17 protein-coding genes and 2 pseudogenes are annotated in these 18,619 nt (G+C 54.3%); 11 read left to right on the top strand and 8 right to left on the bottom strand.

Features of this window, described 5'->3' with window-relative positions; genetic code table 11:
- The first annotated feature begins 25 nt into the window (after nt 1–25).
- A protein-coding gene (locus ACG98I_RS13265) for an IS3 family transposase (RefSeq protein WP_394718078.1) occupies nt 26–1,227 on the top strand; the annotation gives its coding sequence in 2 pieces (ribosomal slippage) (nt 26–320 and nt 320–1,227; 1,203 coding nt in all).
- Nucleotides 1,228–1,259: 32 nt separating this feature from the next.
- Nucleotides 1,260–1,417 (top strand): annotated as a pseudogene (locus ACG98I_RS13260) (IS6 family transposase); the annotation flags it as partial.
- Nucleotides 1,418–1,667: 250 nt separating this feature from the next.
- Here the strand turns inward: ACG98I_RS13260 and ACG98I_RS13255 are convergent.
- Nucleotides 1,668–2,693, bottom strand: coding sequence for a DUF3644 domain-containing protein (locus ACG98I_RS13255; RefSeq protein ID WP_394721068.1), 1,026 nt, complete (start codon nt 2,691–2,693; stop codon nt 1,668–1,670).
- A 271-nt stretch (nt 2,694–2,964) separates the two neighbouring features.
- On the opposite strand from ACG98I_RS13255, the gene ACG98I_RS13250 reads away from it, so the two are divergent.
- Nucleotides 2,965–3,660, top strand: coding sequence for a replication initiation protein (locus ACG98I_RS13250; RefSeq protein WP_394721067.1), 696 nt, complete (start codon nt 2,965–2,967; stop codon nt 3,658–3,660).
- 504 nt (nt 3,661–4,164) lie between these two features.
- Here the strand turns inward: ACG98I_RS13250 and ACG98I_RS13245 are convergent.
- Nucleotides 4,165–5,646 carry a replication initiation protein gene (locus ACG98I_RS13245; RefSeq protein WP_394721066.1) on the bottom strand — a complete coding sequence of 494 codons (1,482 nt, stop codon included), beginning with the start codon at nt 5,644–5,646 and terminating at the stop codon, nt 4,165–4,167.
- Between the two features lie 282 nt (nt 5,647–5,928).
- Nucleotides 5,929–6,282, bottom strand: a complete 354-nt coding sequence (locus ACG98I_RS13240) for a hypothetical protein (RefSeq protein WP_006822442.1) — start codon at nt 6,280–6,282, stop codon at nt 5,929–5,931.
- 245 nt (nt 6,283–6,527) lie between these two features.
- On the opposite strand from ACG98I_RS13240, the gene ACG98I_RS13235 reads away from it, so the two are divergent.
- From ACG98I_RS13235 to ACG98I_RS13225, 3 genes are all read left to right on the top strand, one after another.
- Complete coding sequence (locus ACG98I_RS13235; protein WP_394721065.1) at nt 6,528–6,791, top strand: ribbon-helix-helix protein, CopG family; 264 nt, start codon at nt 6,528–6,530, stop codon at nt 6,789–6,791.
- Nucleotides 6,792–6,910: 119 nt separating this feature from the next.
- Nucleotides 6,911–7,495: an AAA family ATPase gene (locus ACG98I_RS13230; protein ID WP_394721064.1), complete on the top strand. Its 585-nt coding sequence runs from the start codon at nt 6,911–6,913 to the stop codon at nt 7,493–7,495.
- Nucleotides 7,495–7,734: a hypothetical protein gene (locus ACG98I_RS13225; protein WP_006822092.1), complete on the top strand. Its 240-nt coding sequence runs from the start codon at nt 7,495–7,497 to the stop codon at nt 7,732–7,734. Before ACG98I_RS13230 ends, ACG98I_RS13225 begins: the two co-directional genes overlap by 1 nt.
- A gap of 81 nt (nt 7,735–7,815) precedes the next feature.
- Here ACG98I_RS13225 and ACG98I_RS13220 read toward each other — a convergent pair whose 3' ends face one another.
- Complete coding sequence (locus ACG98I_RS13220) at nt 7,816–8,436, bottom strand: division plane positioning ATPase MipZ (RefSeq protein WP_394721063.1); 621 nt, start codon at nt 8,434–8,436, stop codon at nt 7,816–7,818.
- An 86-nt stretch (nt 8,437–8,522) separates the two neighbouring features.
- Between ACG98I_RS13220 and ACG98I_RS13215 the strand changes: the two genes are divergently transcribed.
- On the top strand, nt 8,523–8,768 hold the full coding sequence (locus ACG98I_RS13215; protein WP_394721062.1) for a helix-turn-helix domain-containing protein: 246 nt from the start codon (nt 8,523–8,525) through the stop codon (nt 8,766–8,768).
- A gap of 154 nt (nt 8,769–8,922) precedes the next feature.
- Here ACG98I_RS13215 and mobF read toward each other — a convergent pair whose 3' ends face one another.
- Together mobF and ACG98I_RS13205 are read right to left on the bottom strand one after the other, a co-directional pair.
- The gene (gene mobF / locus ACG98I_RS13210) at nt 8,923–12,339 is read right to left on the bottom strand and encodes a MobF family relaxase (RefSeq protein ID WP_394721061.1); all 3,417 of its coding nucleotides are present in this window, start codon (nt 12,337–12,339) and stop codon (nt 8,923–8,925) included.
- Between the two features lie 251 nt (nt 12,340–12,590).
- Complete coding sequence (locus ACG98I_RS13205; protein ID WP_394721060.1) at nt 12,591–13,334, bottom strand: hypothetical protein; 744 nt, start codon at nt 13,332–13,334, stop codon at nt 12,591–12,593.
- Between ACG98I_RS13205 and ACG98I_RS13200 the strand changes: the two are divergent.
- A pseudogene (locus ACG98I_RS13200) lies at nt 13,269–13,578 on the top strand (transposase); the annotation flags it as partial. The gene ACG98I_RS13205 and the pseudogene ACG98I_RS13200 sit on opposite strands and share 66 nt — an antisense overlap.
- On the opposite strand, the gene ACG98I_RS13195 reads toward ACG98I_RS13200, so the two are convergent.
- On the bottom strand, nt 13,575–13,727 hold the full coding sequence (locus ACG98I_RS13195; RefSeq protein ID WP_394721059.1) for a hypothetical protein: 153 nt from the start codon (nt 13,725–13,727) through the stop codon (nt 13,575–13,577). The pseudogene ACG98I_RS13200 and the gene ACG98I_RS13195 sit on opposite strands and share 4 nt — an antisense overlap.
- A gap of 42 nt (nt 13,728–13,769) precedes the next feature.
- Nucleotides 13,770–14,681, bottom strand: a complete 912-nt coding sequence (locus ACG98I_RS13190) for a class C sortase (protein ID WP_394721058.1) — start codon at nt 14,679–14,681, stop codon at nt 13,770–13,772.
- Between the two features lie 524 nt (nt 14,682–15,205).
- On the opposite strand from ACG98I_RS13190, the gene ACG98I_RS13185 reads away from it, so the two are divergent.
- The 3 genes from ACG98I_RS13185 to ACG98I_RS13175 all read left to right on the top strand — a co-directional run bounded on the left by ACG98I_RS13185 (nt 15,206) and on the right by ACG98I_RS13175 (nt 18,615).
- Nucleotides 15,206–16,723 (top strand): SpaH/EbpB family LPXTG-anchored major pilin, encoded by a 1,518-nt coding sequence (locus tag ACG98I_RS13185; protein WP_394721057.1) that lies wholly within the window; start codon nt 15,206–15,208, stop codon nt 16,721–16,723.
- 144 nt (nt 16,724–16,867) lie between these two features.
- Nucleotides 16,868–17,764 (top strand): class C sortase, encoded by an 897-nt coding sequence (locus tag ACG98I_RS13180; RefSeq protein WP_394721056.1) that lies wholly within the window; start codon nt 16,868–16,870, stop codon nt 17,762–17,764.
- Complete coding sequence (locus ACG98I_RS13175) at nt 17,761–18,615, top strand: hypothetical protein (RefSeq protein ID WP_394721055.1); 855 nt, start codon at nt 17,761–17,763, stop codon at nt 18,613–18,615. The genes ACG98I_RS13180 and ACG98I_RS13175 overlap by 4 nt, the downstream gene beginning before the upstream one ends.
- Nucleotides 18,616–18,619 lie beyond the last annotated feature (4 nt).

The following is an 18,619-nucleotide window of genomic DNA, read 5'->3' as shown; positions in this document are numbered from 1 at the left end:
ATGCTGGGAAAGGTAATCTGCCACCATGCCACGCAAGACCTACACAGAGGAGTTCAAGCGCGACGCTGTTGCGCTCTACGAGAACTCCCCAGGTGCCTCGCTCAAGACCATCGCCGTGGACCTCGGAATCAACCGTGCCACCCTGCATAACTGGTTGAAAAAGTACGGGACAGGTGCGCGTACCAAAACCCGCACCGCAGAGTCGCCCTCGTCGATGTCGGTGACCGAGGCTGAGCGGATCCGCCAGCTGGAACGGGAAGTCAGCCGCTTACGCGAAGAGCGCGATATCCTGCGAAAGGCTGCTAAATATTTCGCGGAAGAGACGAACTGGTGATCCGCTTCCAGTTCGTTGACGACGCCCAGAAGAACCATTCGGTTAAGCGGTTATGTGACGTGTTGAAACTCAGCAGGTCCTCCTATTACAAATGGAAAAACAGCAGCTCAGCCCGGAGGAAACGACTCATATCCGACGCCATCCTCGGTGCACGGGTCAAGACTGTATTCACTGCCGAAAATGGTTGCTACGGGGCCAAGCGGATTACGGCTGAACTTAAAGACCAGCCGGGTCATGAGCCCGTGAATCACAAGCGGGTTGCGCGGATCATGCGTGAACTCAAACTGTTTGGCTACACCAAGAAACGCAAGGTCACCACCACCGTGTCAGATCAGAAGAAACCAGTGTTCCCTGACCTTGTCGGCCGTAAATTCACTGCCGACAAGCCGAACCAGGTCTACGTCGGTGACATTACCTATCTGCCGATTGCAGATGGGTCGAATATGTACTTGGCTACGGTCATTGATTGCTATTCCCGCCGGCTGGTTGGCTTCGCGATCGCCGATCACATGCGCACATCACTGGTGCAGGATGCGCTGGTGATGGCCAAAGGCCAGCGAGGGAGCATGAAGGAAGCAATTTTCCACTCGGACCACGGCAGTGTGTACACATCGAATGCGTTCCAGGACACCTGCACCCAGTTGGGGATCAGGCAGTCGATGGGATCAATTGGGACCAGTGCGGACAACGCTTTGGCGGAGTCGTTCAACGCGGCCCTGAAGAGGGAAGTCCTTCAAGATTCCAAGACCTTTGCCAACCAGTTGATCTGCCGGCGGGATGTTTTCCGCTGGTGTACCCGTTACAACACGGTGCGCCGACATTCCTGGTGTAAATATCTGGCTCCTGTGGTGTTTGAGGAGCGCTGTCCTGCTATCCTAAGATCTGCTTCTTGATTAAATCCTCCGTGTCCACTTCCCGGGGGTCGGGCCCAGGCGCGTTTAAGAACTTAGACATCTGCATATCGGACGTTGAAAGAGATGGAGGCGATGCACTCATTGCGGAAAGGGCAAGGCACGATGTTGACCTCACGGGCAACCGAACCCGGACGCGGTGATCGTCAACCGGGTCTTCGAGACGGCCTGACAACGCCCACACGCAGCGGCCATCAGAGAATGAGAAACTGAGTCTTCGCTGCTCTCCGCCCAACTTTGCAACAGCACCTTCAGTACGAGCCCCGACTATTCCGCTTTCCTGACCCTTCGACCGCGCGGCAAGAAGTTCGCCTACCAGCCCAAACGATACCCTGCCCTGTACGGAAGGGTGTACCTCAAAGAAGCGAAATGGCGCTTACCGAGAAACTGGCAACACGGTTGAATCTCTTCGGGTACGGAGCTTATTCCTTCTCCGTACCACGTTGTTTTTCTCGGAGGTGCTGCTGATATTCGGCTCGGGCCTTGTCGTAGTAAGTGTCGTCTTTGCTTGCCATGAATGCGACGGCTTCGTGACTCCATCCTCGACTTAGGCCCACTTGATGCTGAAATGAATAGCGTGGATTAATGTCCATCTGTTCTCGCCATACGATGACGGTACGATCGTGCGTAGTGAGCTTTCTACCTTTACGTTTCTTGTTTACGCGCTCCAGTACATCGCTAGCACGTAGTGGATAACTCATATTCGGATCTACCTTATGCCTCACGATCTTCGCATCAGCTGATGCGTCATAGGCCACGGTAAGGTCAGCGGAGGAAGCGTTCTTTTGGTTCTGAAGGTGGATATCGTAATAAGTAAATACTCTTCCTGTATCGCCGTCGCTTTTCTCGACTTCTTCGATACCCTTTCGCAGAACTGAGATGAATTCATTAATTTCAGGAACGGCACGTTTTTGGGCATCGACGCTCATGAATTGGACAGCTTCAGCCGGGGGTGAGGCGCCCAGGGGGAGAAGATCCCAGGTAATTGAATCTGCCAGATCCTTCCCGCTAATAGCGTAGAGAACATCTCGGTAATTTATGACCGCTTGCTGCATATACATGTAAAGGAGCGAACCTAAACCGTCTGCGTTGTACAAGTGAATGGCCCGGTTACGATACTCGGTTAATGCAAGAATATTTGCGGTCGCTGCGGCGCCGTCGATAGTTTCCGGCCACAGCTTTTTGTTGCGCATGATATCAAGGCACTCATTGAGCGATTTCGACTCGTATGGGCGGTGGCGTTGCTTCTTTCTATGGATGTTTAACCGATTTTTACGTAATACAGCTTTGACGGCGAGTTCCCACGCGTTCACGATGAGGATGACGGCGGTTTCGTTGCGGTACTCAATGCGCGGCTTATTGAAGAGCTCAATCGCGGCTAGCATTGCGGAACGTGAATTTTCGATCAGCTTGATATATGAAACATACGGCTGGCGGCTGCGGGACAAAGTCAGTCTTTCTGGGAACTAAAGAGATGAGATATGTAGGTGGCTGCAAGGAGAGCGTTGGATTCTGTTAGCAATCTTCTTCTGGTCGCCCCGGTTGCGTCCGTTAGCGTGGTGTATCTGTAGCTACTGGTCACGATCCCATGGACGACGTGGGCGACCGGCCAGGTGGCCTTTCGAATCAACTCTTAGATCTCTTCGAAAGGGAAACCCACGATGGCCGCTGACGCCCATTCTATCGACCCCACGGCTTATCTTGACGGGGTAGCGTTTTGTGTGCAAAAGTTCCCGCACCCAGACAGCGTCCTCGAAGCCATGGAAGCTCTTGGAGGCCTTGCACGCTGAGCTGCAGGGCTACTTCGAGGCCGATAAGAACTTCTCCCACGGATGGTCCCGCAACCCGATCTACGACGGGGATAATCTGGGGGCATACCGCTGGTACGCCCAGCACCACGAGGTCCTCGCAGGCATTGAGGACGACGACCTCAATGACGCCTTGGCCGCAGTCGACCCCGATGTTATCGACGGGGTTCGGGTCATCTGGCAGTCTCCGGGACGCGCACAACGCGATGTGACCGCCTTCCAGCACGCATTGAAAACCGCAGGCAAGCTCCACCGGGTAGGCAAGAAAATGACCGACGATGCGATCATCGACGCCTACCGCCAAGCCTACGAAGTAGCCCAATCCGTCGGAGCGGACGGACGGACCCGTGAAGAGCCACCCATGAAGGATCTTCGCTCCCTGGCTCGCCGTGTGCGTGGCTATGTCTCCAGTAACAAACGTCCCCACCCTGGTGCCACTAAGGAATATCCCACAGCTAGTACCAGTATGCGTAGCTCTGAGCGCAAGTTCCGCGTCTTTCTCGGCGCCGGATTGCTCGACGGCGACGTCCACCTTTTTCTCTTCTGCGCGTACCCAGTTGCGGATAGTGGATGTTTTGATCCCGATGACAGCTTCGACAGCGCGTAGTGCAGCTGCCTTGGATGAAGCGCCGTCATCGAGCTCCTCGAAGTACAGGCGCACCGCCCGCTGACGGGTCTCCTGGTCGTAGGGGCTGATAGCCATGATGTTCCTCCTGCGTTACATCATGCCCTCTCACCAACCCAGGCCGGTTTACCCCAAGAGATTGCTGCCTGTATCAGCCGCGTAGAAATTGACCGTAAAACGGCTTAAGTAGCCCATGCGATGTTGACGTTTGAAGAGACTGTCAACCACAGTGTTTCAGGTAGCCGACCCCAAAACGCAGGCCCACTACCGACATGAGGGTCTGTCAAAACGTACTTGGGGTGAAGTGTCCCAGGTTTTGTTCCGTTTGAGTAGATGGGAAAATCTGGGACACTTCAATTAAAAATCGTCTGACCCCGTAATCTCCTGAAGGATAAGGAACCTTACTTCTACAAGGTTTTCTTCAAGAGAGGTTATTACTCACTGCCTAACGGCAGGGGAACCGTATATTGCTTATGGTGTTGCACCCTATACTTCAGGATGCAATCCAGCCTTTTTAAGCGCTGCTACATGGTAAGCAACAGTGCGTCTAGATACGCCTACCTCCTGCATTAATTCCTGCCAGGTAGGAATCTGACCTGTCTGCTCATAAGTCTGCGAGATTATAGAAAGCACCTGTGCTCTTGTGGTATTACCAGATGCCTTTTTACGTCGATTTGCAGCTGCTAAATCTTCCCTCCTTCCCTGCGCGTATTGACCTTCTGGGTCGGTTTTCCAGCGTTGTGCGGCTTTCTGTCCGCCTTTGCGTCCCATGGTGGCTAGTGCTTTGCGTTCACTGCTAGTAGCACGCCCGGGAGCGCTAGAGCTAAGGCTTGTGTTGGTTTTGGATTGGGTGACATAACCACGTACGCGTCGTGCCATGGTCTGACGGTCTCGCATAGGCGGCATTTCGCTGCCTCGGCCTGCGGAGCCTTGTTGTTGTGCAACGTTGTAGGCGTGCTCGTAGGCATCGATGATGGCCGCGTCAGTAAGTCGTTGGCCTGCTTTGCGTAGCCGGTACCCTATTTTTAGTGCGTGACTAAACGCTGTCTCGTCGCGTGCTGCAACCCCCTTGCTAATCCACCGTATACGCACCCCATCGATTAGTTCTGGGTCGTATTGGTCAAGCTCGGCACTTATCTCGTTTTCGACATCGTCGGCAAGTGCTTTAAAGGCTTGGGCTTCTTCGCGGCGGGTTTTGACCGCGTTAATCAGTTCGCGACCGCTGCTAAATTGCTGGCGCTTGTTTTTGATGTGCTGGGATTGTCCCGCCATCTCGCGCACCTGCCTTAGAAAGTCTTGGAGGCGAATAACTCGGTCGTGCTGGCAGTACCAGCGATAAGCCTCCGTTGACTTTCCAGTATAAAAAGGGCTGCGACTAAAACGGTGCGCAAAATGAGGATCATGATCCAGCAACTCCCCAAGCTCATGGCTCGTGGCTTTAAGCAGCTGCATGTTCCGAGACTCAATATTCTTACCGGCATAAACTGGGTCAATAAGCCAGATAAACTGCGCTTTGCCACTAATCGGGTTAATACCTGCCCATGCTGGTCCAATGCCGTGCTGTACAAGTGTCCAGATAACGCCTTTGACATAGGAGTTGAGGTTTTCTGGATGTCCTCCAGCCTTTCCTACCTGGTCAACATCTATGACCATGACCGAGGCATATTGCTTACTCGTCAGCATGACGTATTCGCAGCGACCGAGTTTTTCGGAATCAATGCGGTAAAGGTTCGGAACGCTTCGCTTTTTCCCAGTTTCCTTATCCACAACGAGGCGATAAGCGCCTTTGAAGTTTCGGCTTATTGACCCGTGCAGTGCTGTACGTCCAAGGTGCGCGAGCAGCTTGTCCCGGTCAATAGTGCTCGCTGGGGTGTCATCAAGGCCTGCGCAGTCAGGGCGCAGGCGCGATGGCGTGTTAACACGCGAACCGGCAATAGGTGTCGCCGGTGCACTATTAGGTATAATCATGTTCGTGCTTTCTCCCAGGTTGATGCTGGGTGATAAGCGAAGGTCATTCGGTTGCCGCCGAGTGGCCTTCTTTCATTTTTCAGTATTTTTCAACTGTAAATCACAGCACTGTAATTTTACATAGGACACGCCAAAAAAGTTGTTTTACCTGCATCAACATGGTTGCAATAATTATTGCAACCATGTTGAACGTGAGGATCTAAGCAATTACAAAGCGCGACAATTGCACTCATTCTTATTGGTTAAAACAACGGTAGAGCAGCAGATTTCCTTTGCCAGTGATTATTCTTCTACGGCATCGAGGGCTTGCTGAATAGCGTTCTCGTGTGCGGCGTTGATGAGCCGAAAGTAGTTCTTGCCGACTGCGCCGGTAATGTTTCGGGTTCGCTCAGCTTCGGCGCGTTCACTCTCAGCGCGTTTGATGGCATCGGCAACTACTTCACCGATTGCTTTAGCACCGGCCTCTGTTAGCTCCGGGTCTTCTGCACGGAGATCATTTTGAGTAGAAATTGCTAAGGCTGCTGCATAAGCTTCGCCGTAGGTTAAATGTCCAGTATCAACTGGGTCGATGAGCTTTCGGGCACGGTTTCGGATGTGCATCTCATAGTCCCTTTGGCTGCCATCAAACCTTTTCATGCCCACACTTTATCCCAAGCCATCGACATCAGCAGGAGCGTTCTCAAACAAATAATCGAAGTACTAGAGGTCAGGAAGTTGAGTCTCGCTATTTCCCTCCCCTTTCATTCCTTAAAGTCAGGCTCGGCAGTTTCACCACTTATTAGCAATGCGTCACCGTTGCAGCCCATCAGCGCCACCAAACATGCGCGTTTAATTCCTTGCTACTGTGTAAACAATGTTTACACAGTAGAGAAAGGTTGGTTATGACAAAGCAAGGAGTTCATCCGTCTGGAAGGGTTGTCTCTGTTCGCCTTGATGAAGAGACGATCGAGAGGCTCGATAACCTTTCGGAGCGCACGGGGCGCTCGCGTGGGTTCTATTTGAAGTTGGCGATTCGAGCTATGCTCCCGGCGATTGAGCAAAAGCATTGGGAGCATGCTGCCGCACAATTTGAAGAGGACGTTATCGACCGTAGGTTCCGAGAAATTATGACCCAGGCATTAGAGGCTGACAACGACCAAGAATGACTTCATTACAGTACCCGTAAATACAGCACCTGTATTTACGGGTTTACAGTATCGATGTACATAGCTCATTATTTGAGATACGGTTTTACGGTATCCGTATTTATGGTTAAGGAGTGGGCATGATTCTAGGAATCGTTAATATCAAAGGCGGGGTGGGAAAAACAACGACGGCAATCTATCTCAGTAGCGCTCTTGCTGCTGAAGGTAAAAAGGTCACGCTGATAGATCTTGACCGTCAAGGCACTGCGATGGATTGGGCAGAATCCGCTCAAGAAGCTGGCACGCCATTGGACTTTGAAGTCTCGATAGCTATTCCTCGACAGCTCGAGCGCATTACCTCCTCGCTATCTGATGATGAGGTAGTCATCATTGATACACCGCCTGGAGACGAACCATCTATCAACGCCACGTTGCAGGTATCAGATTTTATTATCATCCCTGCCGCTCCGCGAGGCGCAGATGTGGCGCAGATGTGGAAAGTTATCGACGTTCTTGAACAAACCCCTTACGCGGCCTTGCTTACTCAAGTACGTGCTGGAACGACCGCAATATCGGAAGCAGTCGATGCGCTTAAAGAAGCGGACGTGAGTTTCTTTGAAACAGTTATTCCCTTGCGAGAGGCTTTCCACCGCAGTTTCAGAACTAAACCAACTGATTTAGGGGAGTACACCCAGGTACTCGCCGAGATAAAGGAGTCGTTTTAATGGCCGTTCAAAAGACCAATTCTATGAAGCGTCAGCCTAAATCCGCCGCGCGAGAGTCAGCGGATATTGGCAAAGCCTTTGCCTCACGCAACCAAAGCGATCACACTGTCAAGCTCACCGTGGAGCTCGATTCACGTCTTCACCGTGAGCTCAAAGCTGCCGCAGCTTTGCAGTCTGTGACCATGCGAGAAATTATTCACGATGCCGTAGAAGCAGAGCTAAAAAAGTATAAGAACTAGCTCCCGTATTTACGGGTGCTGTATTTACAGCTATGCAGGTTCCCTGTTCATCGGCGTTATTTCACCCGCCGCGAGCATCGTTTACTGAATTATTTCAGAGGCCAACGCTTCATAATCCGGCATATCATCGGGAATACGGCAGCGCTGATAATCCTCGCTATCACCTATGGCAACGCTCGCTTCGCGGGTTGCTTTAACGCCTACCTTGTTCAACATTTCTTGATACATAGGTTCATCCGCTCTCGGGCCACAGCCGAATAATATGGTGGGCGCATTGATAGCCACAAGGGTTCGACGTGTTGGTTCAACAGACATCGACGAGCCATCGAAGGGTACTGCGACACAGTCGACGATGCTATCTAGCTCTCGCAGCTTCTGCTCCTGGCGCGCATTGGTATCGACGATGACGACTGCATCATCGCCAAGAGATTCCTCAAGCTGTTGAATATTGTCGCGAAGCTCGTCGCCAAGCTCAGCTATCTCATGAGCTTGTAGCATCGCGCCAATTGGAAACTCATGAACCTCAATGGGGCTGACATTGCCGTTTTGATGCGCAAGCTTGAGCCAGTGTGCTGCCCCTCCGTCCCATGAGGTGTCTGCGATAGCGACGTTTTTGCCCATCCGGCTATATGCTTCTGCCAATAGCGCGGCGTTGGTGCTGCGCATGAGGCCACCTTTAAGGTTTGCCAGTGAGATAATCATGTCTACCTTCCCGTGCGTTGTGGATTCTCCCAAAATGATACTTATAGTCTGTCGACTCTAAGGGTTCACCGCTCGATTCTGGATAGGTGGTTGAAGATCAGCGCCTATTGCAGGAAGTAGGCAACCGAGTCCGGTCTGCACGTAAAGAAAAGGGACTATCGCAAGAAAGTCTTGCCCACCTTTCAGGACTCCATCGGACATATGTCAGCTCGATTGAGCGCGGGGAGCGGAATCTCTCGGTGCTTAATTTGCTCACCCTGGCAACAGTTCTAGAAGTAGACGCTGCCACAATCGTCGCTAGCCTCAAGCGGGCACCGAAAAATAACGTCTAGGCCATCACCCGACCACTGGTTGCAATGCCTAGTTTTTATAGCTGCTATCGCGCCGGCAAAGGCTAGAACTGTATAACTGTAGAACTGTATCCCGTAAATACAGGTCTACAGTTTACCTGTTAGTGACATGTTTTATACCGTGCTACTAGCTGGTTTAGAGTTCCATCCCATCAGATGAATCATCGCTAAGCCCAAAAACAGGAGAGCGACTCATGTCATAGCTATCGTCATATCCGAGGTAGCTATCAGCTGGTGAGGAAAAGGAATCTGGTTGATCTTCAGCAAATGGACTCGTCCCGTTGTCTGTCAAAAACAGCATGGAGTCCAAGAAGGCCATTCTGTCTTCCAGCTCGCCATCGCGCTCGCGCAGTCTCTCCACGGTGTCCTTCTGTACCTCGAGTTCGGCTGCAAGTGCGTCATGCTGCTGGCTTATTTCTTCATACACCTGCTGCGCTTGCTCGAGTTCTTGGGTAAGCTCATCAACCTTCGCCTGATCAGATGCTCCGTGGAGAAGCTTTTTAAACAAGCCGCGCGATTGCTGTGTCGACTGCGCCCACGAAAGGCTGCGTTCCGCTTTGTCGTAGATGCGTTGCGCATCCCACACGCGAGATTCTAGGTCTCGGTCTTGCTCTTTTAGCATGGCGAGCTTGGACTTTTCTTGCTCTAGCTGCGGCGCTATCTCTTCTCGTTGTTGTTGAGCTTGCGCGCGCTCGTCCAAAAGCTGTACATGACGACGTGCAACGCGCTCGTCGCTTGTCCCACCTTTAATATCATCGCGCTTATCAAGGACAAGCTCTGGCGACATATCAAAGTGCGCGTGGAAACGATTGCTTCTCCGTTGTTCAAAACCTTTCATATACGCAGCAATCGCCGTTCCTCTAAACGGATCTTTTACGGCACCCGTCAACAAGCGATTCAACGCCCAATCTCGACGTGCCTGGCCATACAACGTATGCGGGGTAACATCTCCACGGTCACGCTGTGCTGCATTAGCCAGCAGGTCACGGGCATATCCTTTGGATTCTCGCCGCTGCCGAGGACGCGCCTTGTTATGCCCAGTCTCAGAATCTCCGGGCTGTTCTTCGGTGATATACAGGAAGTTTCCGTCACGCCCTCGTGTCATCGGAACATACACACTGGCTTTATCTAACTGGCCAACGCCAGAGACTACACGGGCAATATCTACAGTGGCGCCTTGTGCTGAATGACCAGTCGAGGCATAGCCTAATTGCGCGCTATCTCGTAGATAGTCGCTACTTAACGTCACAGTGGCGGAAGTATCATCAACACGACGTACCTGCGCAGCCCCATCAGCAGTAAAAGATTCCACCATCCAGCGCTGACCATTACGCACTACGTCTCCGGCACTGGTTATCAGCTCGTAGTCGTTGCTGCGGGTCAAAATCGTATCGCCGATGTACGCTTCCAGCCCATCTGATAGGCGAGTATGAGGCTGTTGAAGGTCTAGTTCGCCACGGTCGGAACGTGTTTTCTGCGCCGCTGCATTAAGCGCACCTACTTGTTCACGGGTAGAGGCAATAAGCAGTGATTGTTTCCCATGTTCAGTATCTTTCGCCCAGCCTGCCAAAGCATCATCGAGCATCGCGGTCACAGAGCCCGCGTGAACACGATTATTATCCGCATACCATTGCGCAGCACGCTCAATAAGTCCTTTATCTCCGCTGCGCAGCCAGGTAGAAGCCTCGCGTTCTTTCTCGCTACGCTGACGAAATACTTCTGTTAGTTCAACAGCATCAGGTAGTTCTTCAGACAACGTCGCGAGCAGACCAGAACGAGCTTTCACCGCCGAATACTGCTCCGGGTCACCAACTAAGACAGTGCGAGCACCTGCTGCTTTCACCGTACTCAGAATCTCGACGAGTTCAGGACTAGCCACCATGCCGGCTTCGTCAACAACAACGACAGTATTTCTATCCCAGCCCAACGCCCTGGCACGTTGTCCAGGCGTTGACGCATTCCCTGCCCGCAATGCGCGAGCAATAGTCATCGATTCATCCGCGACAGCTTCACCGACCATGACATCGGCAGCTTTACCCGTTGGTGCAAGACCAACAACTGTTTTTCCTGCATGCTCCCATGCGCTACGGGCGGCTTTAAGCGATGAGGTTTTACCAGCGCCCGCTGGAGCAACAATAACGCTGGCTCGATATGGCGACTTTACGACCTGACGCATCGCCGATGCCTGATTTTCAGACAGTGCACCAGGGATAGGTTTAATGCTTTCCGCGCTGACTCCAGCGTCAACAACAGCCGTTGCCAGTCGAACTGCTTGTTCTACTTCATCGATAACTGCAGTCGTTGTAAACCGCTGTGCGCCCTCGCGTTGGGTGTTATCAACCGCTGGATCTTTATCCGGAGTCACCGATAAAGAATCATCAGAAGTTAGTGCCGCATCTGTTAAAGATTCAATAGTACGCAGCATCAGGTGAGGCTCGACTGCTCCTACCGGCAGAAGTTCTGCGACTTTTTCCGCAACATCGGCACGCGTAAACGTGGAACGCTCGGCAATAACTTCAGCCAAAATGTCAGCCGAATCAGGAAGAGATTCGATGCCAAAACGGTAGATCTGCGCACCATCATTACCCGGATTCTTATCCAAAGAAGCGATAAACCCGCGCACTGTTTCGCTATGCTCACGCTGCGCCCACTGCGTCTCTAATTCGTCCAAACTAACGTCTAGATCTTTTGTTTGGCGCGTAATTTTCTGCGCGATGCGTTGATAGTTACTGCGTGTTTCTAGTCCATTATTTTCTTGCCATTGGTCAATTTCTCGTGCCCGAGTAGAGAAATCTGCCAACAATTTTCGATCATCAAGGCCAGAAATTTCCGCGCAACCGTTAACAATTTCGCCCCATTCAAGGCCAAGTTTTCTGCTTAAAATCTCGCGCAAGGTTGCTTGGTACACCATGCCGGCAGCGCGTGCTTCGTGATAGATTCCCTTCGAATCCAGCGTGCGAATCTTGCCGTCTTGGCACAGTTGTTTATTCGCCAACAACACGTGAGAATGCACATGAGGATCACCCGCACGTGATGTCCGATGCTCATATTTCACGCCAGAAATACCGCGAAGTTTTTCAATCATCAACCGCTTTTCAGATACTGTCGGGTCTTGCCGACGGGTATACCCAGCGTGCTCACTGACATAGTCCAACGCCTCGGACACAGCCTCCTGGTGGGCGTGATCAATGAGCGTTCGCAGCTCCGGCTCATCTCCTAATCCCCATAGCAACGACACTGATTTTGGCGCACAAAAAGTCAGATCGAAACCAGGAACACCATCTGCTCCTGGTGCCCGACCGAGCTTTACCCCACTCGGAGCAACGGCGTTATCGAACCAATCATGAACCGTTTTACCGTCGACAGTCTCGCCGTTTTCAACGCCTAAATGCGTTGAAACAAACGTCGAATTCGTAGCATGCGCCGCCTTAATCCATACCTCGGCAGGCTTCGTTCCGTCCTCAGAATAGTAGGAATCAGGACCCTGATTTTCCTCCACAGTGGACTGATAATAGGCAACGGAATACGCGTTCATTCTCGCGATAGTTAGCACGCCGTTGCCCTCCTTCGTCTCACCTCAACGCCACGCTGAGCGCAGCAAAGCACTTTAGTGCCAATGTACCAATGGATTTGGGCGCTAGCTACGAATTATTCAGCAGTAGGAGTGGTGAACGTTAAGGACGCTAGATTGGTGTCCAATCTAGCGTCCTGGCAGAGCACATTCTTCAGCGGCAAGGAAGTCGCTTAAGCGACTTCCGCGTCAGTAGAGAAGTCTCACGCAAACGTACCCGGAGCCTTCTCTACTTATTCTTCTTCGGCGGCTTCTTCGCCGTGTTCAAGAAGATCCGCGACTGCTTCATCCAGTTGTTGTTGCAGGCCTACTTCATCAAGTTTTTTCCTCACGTTACCGCGAATCTTCTGGAAGCCTGCACTGCCTTCTGGAACAGTGCCAGCAATGCTCTCACATTCCTCAGATAGTTCAACTAAATGTTGATGAAGTCCATTAAAAGGATCGTATTGGGGAATCGCCAGCATCCACGGATATGTATCAAAATGCCTTCCTCCGAATAGTCCAACGGACTGATATTCCTGGACAATCTCAGTTGTAATCGGAGCATTTAGTACTGCTGTTAAGTATCGTGCTTCACTCATGCTCCGGACAGGCAACCAATACAGTGCGTGCTCAGCGATTGCTTGTGGATCATCTGAAATAGCTGCCGCTAGTTTCGTCCCTGACGCGGTATAGAACACTCTCAAATTTGTACCACCCGTTTGCTTATTAAGAAGTGAATAGTAGTTCCCACGTTCATAGAGTGATAATTTGGAACTCTTTGTTCTGTTGGTTTCCCAAATTTTCGAAGCTTCATCCCACCAGCGCACTAGACCAGGCGCACCATACCCAGAAATTTTTTGTTCTGGGATAAGCGTTCCATTATCAATTGGGAGAATCGCTTTCCACGGAGTTAATAGCTTGAACGGCGCAATCGTGGCACTCAGTTTACGAGCGAACAGCTGTGGCAGGTCTGTCAAGAACTGGGTATTGCTCAATCTGTCGGTCGGACTGGTGTGTGCTTTGATAATGCGATGTCAGAATCATTCTGGTCGACGTTAAAGACCGAATTCTACGACCGGAAGATGGGCAACCCGTGATGAGGCCAGGAAGGCTGTGGCTCGCTGGATTGAGATTGTCTACAACCGGCGCCGTCGGGATTCGTCTATCGGGATGATTAGCCCTGTCGATTTCGAGGCCCGGATCGCTGAGCAAGACGATAAAAAGAAAGCCGCTGCTTAACCACTAAGTAGCTTAACTACGTGTCCACAATTTGCGGGCAACCCCACGCCCAGATCAGCCACGATCCTCCGCACGGTGGGTAACAATTCTGTGGTCAGGATGAGCAGCAGCGCGTCATCGAAACGGGCGGAGTCCGGGGTAGGTGCCATGACGCAAGTATCCCACCTTGAGCTGCCCCGTGCCGGAGGTCGTCACGCGGAGACCGGCTGCTGGCCCTCGGTGGTGCCGTTGGGACCGGACTTCTTCCGGTTCTTCTTGCGCAGACTGTACAGCCACCAGGCGGTGAGGATCGCGCACACGATCGCCACAGCCAGAATGAGCCACATCCACCATTGAATCTGGATGCCCCGCTGGTCGAACACGTCCGACTCCTGCTCGTCCATCGGCACTCTGTGACCGGTCACCAGAATGCGGTGGGTGTTGATCCCGTACGGGGTGCAGGTGACAAGCGTGACCAGATCCTCACCGGGGACGCGCTTCAGGCCCTGGCTTTCATGGGGGAGCACGATCTCGATCTGGCCGATCTCGTACTTCATCTTTTGCCCGGACACCGACATGTAGAACACGTCCCCGACTTCAAGGTGTTCGAGGTTGTCCCACAAGGTCGCGTGGGGAAGACCGGTGTGCGCAGACAGGACGGCGTGCCGGTTTTCCCCGCCTACCGGGAGATCGGTGCCGTAGAGGTGGCCGACCCCTTTATTAAGGACTTCGTCCGAGGTGCCGTGGAACACCGGCAGGTTGGAGTCGATCGCGGGAATCGCGATCTGTCCCATGGCTTCCGTCCCGGAGAGTTGGGAGAGGTAGTTGAGGTACCTCTGGTAACCGGGGGAGGACTTGTCGACGTGCCCGTCCCAGGCGTCGATGATCTCGATGCCCGACATCTCCGCGTTGTACTGGTGCGCATCCTCGACGGCCGAATTGAGGATCTCCGGGGGAGTGCCCTGCTCGATCTCGGAGTACTCGTCTGCGGCCAGACGCTGCATGGCGTTGTTCCATTGCGTGGCGACGACCGGGTACAGCAGAACCGACAGGCCCACGACGACCAGGGCGAGCGCGATCACCGTGTTCCAGTTGATTCTTCTTTTCTGTGTCACAGCTACCATCCGTTTCGAGTGTAAACACAACCAATCGGACACCTATTGTTGATGGCTGAGTTCTCCATATAAGTTACTGTGAATTATCTGTAGGACCTAGATGTCAATATACGCTAAAAATGAGCTACCACCTGAAGGGGGTAAAAGGGGATTGATAGCAGGTATAAGTAGAAAAATATGTGGTGTATCAACAATGTTCAATTGTCCAGCTCAAGGGTAAAACAGTCGTACTATTTTTTCAAGCACGGATCACTTAGAAAACGTCGACACATCGCTGAACATCTCTCAGGTTAAACATTTGAAAAATTCCCGATAGAGTTATAGTCACTGCCCGAATTTCAGCAAATCCTAAGCTGGGACGAACTTCATAAAACGCGCTAGAACGCAACCAGCAGATGGCTCCTACGATGCCACCAGCATTAACGAGACCTTATTCTTCGCGTGGATTGGACGACGGGGGAATGACCATACGTGTTGGTAAGACACCCGCAGGCAGTATGCCCCTTTAAGGTAATCCAAAGACAGGAAAAAACATGAAGAAAAACCTCGCGGCTGCTCGAGTCGTCGCTGCCGCAGCAGTTGTCGGTTTGTCCTCCGGGCTCGCTATGCCCGTGGTCATGACTCAGCCCGCGGTGGCGCAGGAGGCCGCCTCGCCGGTGGTCAACTCGGAGGCGACGGGCTCGCTGACGATCCACAAGCGCGCGAACCCCGATTCTACTGCGGCGCCGACCGGTAACGAGCAGCAGGTAGGGGGAACCCCTCTCGCTGGTGTCGGATTCACCATCTACCGCATCAACGACGTGGACCTGACCACCAACGACGGTCTCGCCGCCGCCGCCAACCTCAGCATCGGTGACTACGTCAACGGCACCGAAGTGACCGGAGACGTGACCCCGGTGGCCACCGAAACCACCGACGAGGCCGGCCAGATCATCCTGTCTGACCTGGAACTTGGCGCCTACATCATCGTCGAGACCGGGCCGCTCCCCGGCTACGCCCCTGCCTCGCCGTTCCTGGCGTTCGTGCCGATGACCCAGGGTAACGCCGAAACGGGCGGCACCTCGTGGAACTACGACGTCCACGCGTACCCGAAGAACTACGAGTCCACGGCGACCAAGGAAGTCGAAGACTCCAACGCGAACGCCGGTGACACCATCGAGTTCACCATCACCTCCGATGTCCCGCCGGTCGCCGACAACGCCACCTCGATCTCCCGCTACACCGTGCAGGACGACCTGCAGGAGAACCTGATCACGACGACGCCCGAGCAGGTCTCGGTCGACGGGTTCGAAAACGGAACCCACTACACTGTCGCGGTTGATCCGGCGACCCAGCAGGTCACCGTCGAGTTCACCCCGGCTGGTTTGCAGCTGCTCACCGAGCGCCGCACCGCGGACGCCTCCTACCAGGTCGTCACCACCATCGAGGCGGACGTGCTCGCCCCGACTGATACGGGCAAGCTCACCAACCAGGCGACCGTGATCACCAACAACGGCTCCGGTGGCGGCGACACCACGACCGAGACCAACGAGACCGTCACCTACTGGGGAAACGTCCAGATCACCAAGGTCGACGCCGGCGACGAGAACACCTTCCTGGAAGGAGCCGTGTTCGAGCTCTACACCCCGGGCGACAACGGGAGGTGTGAGGATGGCGACCAGACAGAAGGCCAGCGCGTGACGGCTAACGGTGAGAACCAGTGGACGACCAATGCCGAAGGTCTCGTGACTATCGAGGGTCTGCACGTCAACGACTTCGAGGACAACGGAGTCACCGAGTCCGCCGACCAGGCGCCCGTCTACTGCCTCTTCGAGATCCAGTCGCCCGCCGGCTACGAGCTGCTCGCCGACCCGATCGAGTTGACGCTGACCCAGACCGCCGTCGACCAGGCGCCCGGTGTCTACACGCTTGCCGCTGAAGTGCGCAACCTGCGCGACACCACCCCTAACCTGCCGATGACTGGTGGAATGGGTATCGGCCTCCTGGCCGGAATCGGTGCGGTGTTGCTCGCCGCTGCCGCGTGGTTCGCACGCCGCAGCAGCCGGAGCTAACCGCCCCCCCACGGGCGCGGGGCAGGTGTGACGACGCTGCCGCACCTGCACCTCACCCGTGGCACGGCACGACGGGCAACACCCTCAAAAACCAACCCACGACGCACCTGTTCACACGCGGTGCACAGAACCAGGAGCTGGATCATGCGTTATCGACAGGTTCGCGAACTCGACCGCGGAACAGTCAGCACACTCATGGTCATTGCCCTGGTTCTTTTAGGTGTCCTGTTCCTTATGTACCCGGTCGCATCCACCCTGTGGAACAACTACCAGGCTGCGGAAGTCACCAAACAATACCGGTCTATCGCCGAGGACCAGCCCGCCGAAGAACTCAGTAGGGAGCTGCGGAAAGCGCAGCTCTTCAACGAGGAAAAGGCACGTGGCCCGGTACTGGACCCCTGGCTGGAGCGCTTCGCCACAGATTCCCCGGACTTCCGGGAATACGAGCAGCAACTGAGCTCCAACGCGGCCATGGGCCGGCTCGTCGCCCCCGCCATCGACGTCGACCTTCCCATCTATCACGGGACCAGCGAGGACACCCTGCAGAAAGGCCTCGGCCACCTGTACGGTTCCGACCTCCCGGTGGGCGGGGAAGGAACCCACTCGATGATCACGGGACACACCGGACTGCCGAATGCGAGCATGTTTGACAACCTGAGCGATCTCGACTTGGGCGGCGAGTTTTACCTCCAGGTGGCGGGCCAGAAAATGAAGTACCAGGTCGACCAGATCGACGTCGTTCTGCCGCACGAAGTTGACGCCCTGAAGGCGGAGACCAACGGCGACTTCGTCACCCTGATCACCTGCACGCCCTACGGCATCAACACCCATCGTCTTCTCGTGCGCGGACACGCCGTTCCTCTCGACGCGGATGACGCACGCATATTGGACGACATGTATTCCGGCTTCTGGATGTGGTGGATGACAGCACTGGTGATCGCCGCCCTGATCGCCGTAGTCGCCACCATCTGGTGGCTAAGCAAGTGGCGCCGCCGTCCAGTGGACCCCGCGCCGGAGAAGGTAGCGGTGACACAGTCATGACTCCCAAACTTTTCAAGAGAATTATCGCCTCCCTGACCATGGCACTCGTGCTCGGTTTCACGGCCCTCGGCACCACCGGAGAAGCGTACGCCGCAAAAATCGTCGGGGTACCGGAAGGGCAGGACATCACCACCGAGAACGGGGTGACAAACCTCCGTATCGTCGTCACCCCCGGTAACCCGGCCCCCTACGAGGAACTGCCCGTCGGCGAGGTAGCCGGCATCGAGATCCGGTTGGCGAAGTTGGCTGATCTCGATCCCTTTAACGCCGAAGACATCAGGCGGATTGAAAGCACCCCGCTCGCGGAGATCGTGGCGAACTGGCCGACCAGCGACTTCTACACCGTCACTACCGACGGCGACGGGGTCGCGGTCTTCCAATCGTTGCCCGTCGGCGTCTATCTGGTGACCTCCGCCGCCCCGGACGACGGGACCATATACCGCCAGATCGAACCATTCCTGGTGGGCATCCCCATGAACCCGGAAGCTGGTCAGACGGCCCACCCCGACGGGCTGATCATCACCAAGACGCGTCCGCAGACACCCCCCACGGGGACGCCGGAACGCCCGCCGGTCGACGTGCCGGACGTGCCCCCCGGAGACCGGCCTAACAATCCCGGTGAACCGGGTGAGCCCGGCTGGCCAGAGGATTTCGGCGAGCCTCTCTCTCCGAGCGATCCCCCGAGTGCGCCCAATGCGTCCTCCCCGGGAGAAACCCCAGAAACCCCCACGCGCGGCGGCCTGGCCCGCACCGGCGCGGACGTCATAGATCTGCTGATCATCGGTGCCTTAGTGGTAAGCGCCGGCGTCGCGCTGCTTATATACGGGAACCGTAGAAAGCCACAAGGATGAAAGT

The sequence above is a fragment of the Corynebacterium sp. L4757 genome (assembly GCF_043673995.1).
Classification (GTDB): domain Bacteria; phylum Actinomycetota; class Actinomycetes; order Mycobacteriales; family Mycobacteriaceae; genus Corynebacterium.
This window is presented reverse-complemented; position numbering and strand designations above follow the sequence as displayed.